Raw genomic sequence first — 7816 nt, 5'->3', positions numbered from 1 at the left:
TAGTTTTACTACCCTATAAAATTACACTACTCTCAAACAGATACTCGTCGTTGACGATATCGGGCTTGGTTTTACTACCCTATAAAATTACACTACTCTCAAACCTCAAATTTGAGATAATGACACTACTCATCAGCATATTTTTATAAGGTTTCGCCTATATTATATCGCAAATATTAGCAAAAGTCAACAAATCAGATCACACACATATCTTTATCAATAATTATCACCTCCTCATTAATTAAACGTGGATGATCAGCACTTTCAATGCACATCAGGCGAATTTTTTTCAGCAGCAAGCTCCGGAAAAACTCCTCAGTTTCTCTGTCTGTCAGATAACTCCTGAGGTTTACTGTTATGAAAAGCCGATGCCCTCTTAACTCACTTGCACTCAGCATATACTCTAAGAGCTTTTCTTGCAGAGTCAGTTCACTGTCGTCAAATCTGACATCGAATGCTTTTAAAATGCCGGTAATATCCTCAGGTATCGTTATATCAAGCTCGTTTTCTTCATCCTCAATCAACTGATAAAGATACTCACCGATAGCTCTGTATATTTCCTGAGTGTACTGATACATTTTTTCGTCAACCGCTTTTTTCTTTAATGCAGCATACAGCTTTGTGATAAGTTCCTTCTGATTAACTGTAAACGGCACGAATTGAGTTATCAGGTCTGCGGATTTACGCATATCCAGCGGAGTATGTTCCTCAGATATAACAATTTCGCCATTATTCCCTTCAAGCTGAGAACAAATATCTGAAACCACACTGTAAAACATATGCTGGTTTTCGATTACAATGGTACGAACCCTGTCTTCGCTGATCTCACAGCATATATCTGCCGCCGGATATGCTATCATCATAGGATCACAAGCCTTTCGTCACTGTCTATTACATCACTTTTGAAGCTGCCGGTAATGAATTCCATTTTCTCAAACTGCTTCTCTGTAACATTAAGCACCTGCACGAGTCCCTCAGGAGGGCGGTTGCTTTTTATTACATTCAGCACTGCTCCTGCAACAGTCTGATTAAGCACCATTCTGCAATATACAGACTCCTGAAGCATGATAAACCCGTTTTTTATCAGGAACCTTCTGAAGCGGTTGTAATCTCTCCTGTTTTCAGAAGTTGCAACAGGAAGGTCAAAAAACACAAGAACTCTCATAAATCTGTAGCTCATCTCACTCCCGCCTTTTTAAGGAATAGAACATTATCTTTGAAGCGTCGTTATCATTGAGCGAGTCAAAAACGCTCCTGCAATATAGCTTTATAGCATTTCCGAGATACTGCTCAGTACTGTTGATATAAACTGTAGTATTCAGCAGGTCTACAAGTATATGCTTTTCTTCCTTGTCAAACTTTGTAAAGCCATTCTCAACGACACATCTGTCAACGATCACTCTGAACGGCTCCATAAGATCACAGGAAAAATTGAAGTGATTGAACATATTGCTGTGGAACAATCCCAACTGAGTAACATAACCGTGAGCAGTTATCTCCCTGTTGAAATATGAAAGTATAATACTGTAGCCATAGTTAAGTGCAGCGTTAGTTACACATTCCTGACTGCGGGTAAATTCCTTCCCAAAAAGGGCATTGAAGTATACCTTTGCGGCATGGCCCTCACGATTTGTAACGTCACCGAGTTCAAGCTCCTCAATGTACTTTTTTAACAGAGCCGCTTCATCGGACTTTCCCGATTCCTCAAGGAATTCAGTCTGCTTGCGTATCTTTTCTGCTATTATTTCCGACCATATATAAGCCTTTACATCATCGTCCCATGTGATCTGTTTTCTCAGCTTTGCAGAAGTATCATGACTTCCGTACAATGATACAAGTTCGCAGGTCGGGTCACGTTTCTCATCGCAGAATATCACCTTGATCTTTTTATCTGTAAGAGCTGATATAAGGCATCCTGTAATTGATACTGCTGTATTCTCTATAATGAGAACGGATATCTCGTCAAGGTTTATTTTATGAGTTTCCTCCTCGCTTCTTACGACGAGATATCCTGTTTTCATATCCAGCTTTGCTCTTTTAGATATGACTACTGTCCGCCAGCTCATAGTTCAAGCAGGTTGACAGACTTTTTCTCCAAAAGTCCTGTAGGGGATTGGTCTATAATTCGAATACTCTGCCTTCCACCGATCTTCGTTAATGTTGAATTGAGTGTAATAACACCTGCCTGACCACTTTCACCGATCAACTTCAGATCACATCCTGTTGAGCGTCCTGTTTTGAGAAGCAAGATCATATTGCTAAGAAAGAGTATCTGTTCTTTAAGCTCTAATTTCAAAAAGTCTTCTCGTTTATTCTGTATCTTGTTGCCGATTTTCTGTAATACGCTACTAAATGGTTTCTTAGATATTTTATCGCACAACAAATCAAAAAGTTTGACGTTATCATCAGTATTAAGCCTGCTGTATGCAGCAGGTGCGAATTTCTTTCCTTTTTCGCTCTTTTCAAGATATGAAGATACTTTCTTGATATAATCATTCATTTCCTTACCTACGATCAAAGATTCTGCTGATGATACAACTATAGTTCTGCCTTTGTTTGATTTTTGTACTATATTACATCTAAATCCATCAACTTCGATCAATGTATTGATCTTTATAATTCTGTTTTCAAAAGGAAAAGAGATATCTTTGATGTTGATATCACTTGAAAGGATTTCTTTCATCTGTATAGCTGAATAATTAATGCGAAATTCTTTATTAGTTTCATAGAGTTTTAGATACATATTTTCAACAGGAATTATTATAACATCATTCTTGTACTTAATCAATGAAAAGCAAGCTGCTGTTGTATTGTTATATCCACCATACTTTTCAGTATCAAGCCCCTTCTTTCGTGGAACGAGACCAGGCTTTTTACGTTCTGGCATCTGATTGAACAGTCCGCCTTTACGCTTGTATGTATATCTCACATACCTGATACTATTCTTTGACATCATATGCCTTACTATATCAAATGAAGTCTCAGGATCCCATGCAACGTTATCTCCTCTTTTAACAATACCTGTCAGGAGTCCGCTTTCCTTTCCGCTCTGATCTTTCTTGAACAGCTTCATAGAATAGCGCTCACCGCTTTTGATGAAATTGAGCGGATCCTTTGTGAATTTCGTATTATAGACATTTCCCATAACGATATTCAGATAGGCATCCTTCGCATGATGAAGATCGTTTATCTCACGGCATTTCAGCATATCCATTTCCTGTCTGAATTCAGATACGATACCTGCTTTAACATACACTATCTCACTCTCAGGAAAGATCTCTTTCAGAATAGTTGCAACAGCCTTTGTGGACTGTCTTGTTTCTACAAGCTGACGGGCAATGAAGCCTGATAACTCTTCTTCGGTAAACGGAGTACTTCTCATAAGGCGCTGATACTTCTTTTCGCTCATCATATTCTTCTTATATAGAGCGTGCCAGAATCCGGTCATTTTGCTTCTTATATCGGAGCTTATGGGATATTTATCGCCTTTTGCACCATTAGCATTAGAATCTACAAGGACCTTGTTGTCGATACTGTCGTCCTTGATCTTTGCATGAGGCCAGATGTGGTCGATATTCCATTTGGTGTTGTCATCAAGTTCGTCAAAGCTGATGTTTTTTCCTGTATAGGCGCATTTCCCAAGCTGCATAAAGTACAGGAATATTTTCTCGCTGCGAAGTCTGCCATCGTCTGTCTTTTCAAGACGTTCACGAAGCTCACCAATATTTTCAGCATCAGAGTTATCTAAATATTCTGTTATCTGATCACGTCTTGATTTCGTTCTGCTGCCCTTTGGGGTATCTCCTTCACCTCTTGCCATTTCGATGAATATCTTGTCGGGAGCTTTTTTAAGTATCGTTTTCAGCTCCTTGACAATATCAAGGGTTCGAGTTATAGAGCGTCTGACTGCTGTGGGGACGTACATATTCTTCAGGCGCCTGCTGATACTCTTTTCATCCGGGTGCTGATCGAAGTAGTTGTTATTGAACTTCTCAATGTACTTTGAATAACCTTTCCCCATACTCAAAAGCTGCATAAGATTACTATTGGTTTCCCAGAGAGCTGTGATGATATTATTATCACCTAATACTTCACCTGTATCAGCATCTATAGGAATGATCTCCTCAAGAAAACATCTTGATAGCCTGCCATAGTCCTTGTATTTCAGCTTGGAAATGTATTTTACATCGCTTGCTGAAAGCTGAGGATATTCCTGCTTCAGCCAGTTTTTAAGGCGCTTTGTGTCAGTTGTAACAGTTATTCTTTCTATGATCTTCTCGACATCGAATTCTTTTAGCAGACCACTCTCAATCCAAGGTTTAAAATCGTGATAAGACCTTAGTGATGACTTTATTGTATCATCAACACCTGTTACTTCGACTTCTCCGCTATATTCTCCGATAGAAACAAGAAACTCCTTGATACGCTTCTTTGTAACTCTTGCTTTGCTTTCAACAAACTTCTTCTGATACAGTTTTTGCTTTGCTTCAACAGATATGGGCTCACCGTTTACCTTGATATTATTTATCTCGTTGAGCACCATGAATTTACTGTAGAGCAGAGAATACTTAGGAAGAACATCTTCTCCTGCAAGATAAGTACATTTGCAGGTCATACGGCGGATAAACTCGTTTTCTGACGCATCTTCTTCCACGATATCTCTGAAATTCCATGGATATATCTTCCCCTCTGCTTTTCTTTTGAGCCACGCATTAGCGCTCTTTTCTTCGCTGATAAGAGGACCTGCATAATATGGGATACGGAACTCCATGATCTTTAGTATCTTATCAGCAACCGTTCCGTACTCATCCTTTTCATTCAGAAACGGAAGATACTTGCAGGCATTTTCGAGGATCTTTTTCAGCTCAGCATAGTAAAGCTGATAGGGGATAACACGGTTATCGGTAGTGACCTGTTTCGGACAAAGTTCATTATCTTCACATTTTTTCTTTAATTCATCAAATCGCTCTTTATCGTCATTGGTCGGAGTTATTTTTGCCAAATAAGGCTTCAGGAATTTACAGAAGTCTTCCTGTGAACATCTCTTATATTTATTTCTTTCATCATCTGAGGACGCATTGTAAACATAGGAGACATAGTTTGCTTTATCGGATATTTCACGGAACACAGCATCATAAGCTGCTTTATTAAGATATGTCTTTATAAAATATTTAAGTTCTTTAAGATCAGCTTTATGTTTATCGTATACTTCAACTTTTGATTTTGAGATCATAGTTTCTCCGTGAAGTATATCAACGAGAAGTGACCAGTCATACATTGCTTTGACACTGGCAATAAGTGCAAAATGGAGTTCATCAATTTGTCCCTCAAGATTTTCCAGTGTATCGGAAAAGTCTGAGTTCTTCACACATATTGAGTTCTTTTCAAGTTCTGCATATTCCTCTTTCCGGAAAAGCTCTGACAGCTTTACTGTTCCGCCGCATATAAGCTTTGTGAGGAGCTCGTACTTTATTACACCGATATCCTTAGGAACTTTTCCACCGAAAAGCAGCTGCTTCAGCTCCCTGTCTTTTGCAGTAACGGAAATATGCTTTTTCAGCACTTCCTCCATTATCTCTGCATTCGCATCAAATGCAGGAGTTTCACAAAGCTCAGTCAGATCAGAATAAAACTTTTTGAACAAAGGTTTAAAATCCGTGATCTTATCAATATTATCCTTTTCCACATTAAATAGAAAATGTCCTCTGTGTGCAAGGATATAAGCGCATGCGTAATATACAAGTCTGATATCGTGAGAAGAATCACTGCTCATCAATTCTGCGATCAGATGATGTATTGTCGGATACTGAGCATAATACTCCTTATCTCCGTATCCATCATCATCGAAGAAGATATTATGCTTTCTGTTATCTGAGTCCTCAGGCAAAAGGGCACTCTCTTTCAATCTCAGGAAAAACTTCTCGTCCTTTTTCAAAATTTCTGCTGCAAAGAGTTCTTGAAGAAGAACTATCCTCTGCTGGCGTCTGTCAAGTCTGCGGCGAGCAGTTCTGAACATCCTTCTGTCAGCTGACTGCTGTGCTTCATCAAACAGATGTACACCCCACATAAGGTTCCCTTTGAATTTTTTTATCTTGTAGTTTTCATCAGTCACTGCCCATCCCACAGAATTTGAGCCTATATCCAGTCCTAAGAAAAATTTTTCATTTGCCACTTGACAAACCTCCTTATATGTGGTAATATAATGGCATAGGAGTTACTACCCTATAAAATTACACTACGAGTTCAAATAAAAATTTTTTCAAATCGTTCGGTTTAACCGTTCGCACAAGTGTTGTGCATTATCCTTGCTGAAAAGCAGGGATTTTTTATTTTGAATTTGTATCTCCATGCAAGGCGTGCTTTGCCCATTCCTTGCATTTTTCAGCTGCTGACTTCGGAGAAATGATCCGGATCTGATCCGGAAACTGAAAATACCATCCCCAAAAGGTCCTGCTTATCTGGACTCTGACTTTAGCAGAATACAAGCCATTCTCTTGCCTCTGAATAATCGTTTCAAAGCCGAACTGATCGAATATAACATCAATCAGTTCCCCGGTAAACTCCAATTCCACATCTGTCTCATCACCGCCAAACATTTTGAAAGTCCTTGCAGTGTAAGTCGCCAATTCTGTCGGTGAAATAAGAGCCTCATCGCAAATAATCGTATCAAGGCGCTGTGTGTTCTCCATACGGTCTATGCGGTAATTCCGATAGTCTTTTCTTTCCTGATTATAACAGCGCAGATAGTAGTTGTCATTTTCATATATCAATGCGATCGGATCAACAACGTAGCGCTGTTTATTACGCTGATAAACTTTTTTTCCATTTTCATCATGCTTGAAGTACAGGAATGAGATCTGTGTCTGACTTTTGAATGATTCTTCGATAACTGCTATCGAGTCCCAGACACAGTTATTGGTTTGTTTCCTTATATTAAATCTGATCCTGTTGTTCTGTAGAAGTTCAGCACAGTAGTGTCCGCCAAGCTCTGCTATCTTTTCAGTCAGGGAATTAGTTGTTTCCTCAGGAATAACAGCGGATGCCTGTATCGCATCAATTATAATTTTAAGCTCTGAAATGGAAAAACTGCTGTGTTCCATATAAAATGCATTACTGTGACCGCTCTTCACGATCCTTATGGGATAATTCATCTCTATGAGCTGTGAAATTTCTCTTGCAAGAGTTCTGCGTTCACAGGGTACATTATTCTTTGATAATTTTTCTATCAAAGCATTTGTGGTAATAGGATGCTCAGAATCAGTTTCATGATTAAGGATCTCGATCAGCAACAGCATCTTGTTCTTCTGCATATCAGCCGACTCCTCTCCCAGTTTATATGCCCATGGTATCACATTATTCGTTTAAAGTCAATTCGTAACTGTCACAAAAAACGTACAGTTAATTTGTGTATATAAGCGTCATCCAACTTTGTAAACTTTTGCCAAAAAAGACTCGATCCCAGTGTTTTCACATTTCGTGAAAACCACTAAAACCGAGTCTGAAACTTTGTATACTATTTTTTGCCAAGAAAATCGATATTTGCCTGTATTTCGACCTTTGGAGAGGACTGGATCTGCTCTTTTGAGAGTTCAAATCCTTACACATGGCTAAAACAGCCCAATGTCATCTATGAAAATCGAAGTAAAATTTTCGAGATTTGGGTAGCAAAAAAGCCCGATATTTCGGGCTTTTTTTGGCATGTCATCAATTTAGTCATGACGATATGGTTGGGCATAACAAAACTGACGACATACTCTATGTATTAAGCAATAATCAATGCTATCGTTCCATTAAGCTTTGTAACTCTGCCAATTCC

The 7816-nt window shown here is 38.8% G+C and carries 5 protein-coding genes; all 5 read right to left on the bottom strand.

Going from position 1 to position 7816, the window contains the following annotated elements:
- Positions 1 to 194: 194 nt before the first annotated feature.
- Positions 195 to 863 carry a type II-A CRISPR-associated protein Csn2 gene (gene csn2 / locus DSZ37_RS12125; protein ID WP_109727160.1) on the bottom strand — a complete coding sequence of 223 codons (669 nt, stop codon included), beginning with the start codon at positions 861 to 863 and terminating at the stop codon, positions 195 to 197.
- A complete protein-coding gene (cas2, locus tag DSZ37_RS12120) occupies positions 860 to 1180 on the bottom strand; it encodes a CRISPR-associated endonuclease Cas2 (protein WP_242978624.1) in 321 nt (106 codons plus the stop codon). Before cas2 ends, csn2 begins: the two co-directional genes overlap by 4 nt.
- Before the next feature lies 1 nt (position 1181).
- Positions 1182 to 2066: a type II CRISPR-associated endonuclease Cas1 gene (gene cas1, locus DSZ37_RS12115; RefSeq protein ID WP_109727159.1), complete on the bottom strand. Its 885-nt coding sequence runs from the start codon at positions 2064 to 2066 to the stop codon at positions 1182 to 1184.
- Entirely contained in the window at positions 2063 to 6172 is a 4110-nt protein-coding gene (gene cas9, locus DSZ37_RS12110; protein WP_109727158.1) for a type II CRISPR RNA-guided endonuclease Cas9, read from the bottom strand. Before cas9 ends, cas1 begins: the two co-directional genes overlap by 4 nt.
- Before the next feature lie 154 nt (positions 6173 to 6326).
- Entirely contained in the window at positions 6327 to 7310 is a 984-nt protein-coding gene (locus DSZ37_RS12105; protein WP_109727157.1) for a helix-turn-helix transcriptional regulator, read from the bottom strand.
- Between the last annotated feature and the right edge of the window lie 506 nt (positions 7311 to 7816).

Origin of the sequence: Ruminococcus flavefaciens, assembly GCF_900116855.1 — a bacterium.
GTDB classification, from domain to species: domain Bacteria; phylum Bacillota; class Clostridia; order Oscillospirales; family Ruminococcaceae; genus Ruminococcus; species Ruminococcus flavefaciens_R.
This window is presented reverse-complemented; position numbering and strand designations above follow the sequence as displayed.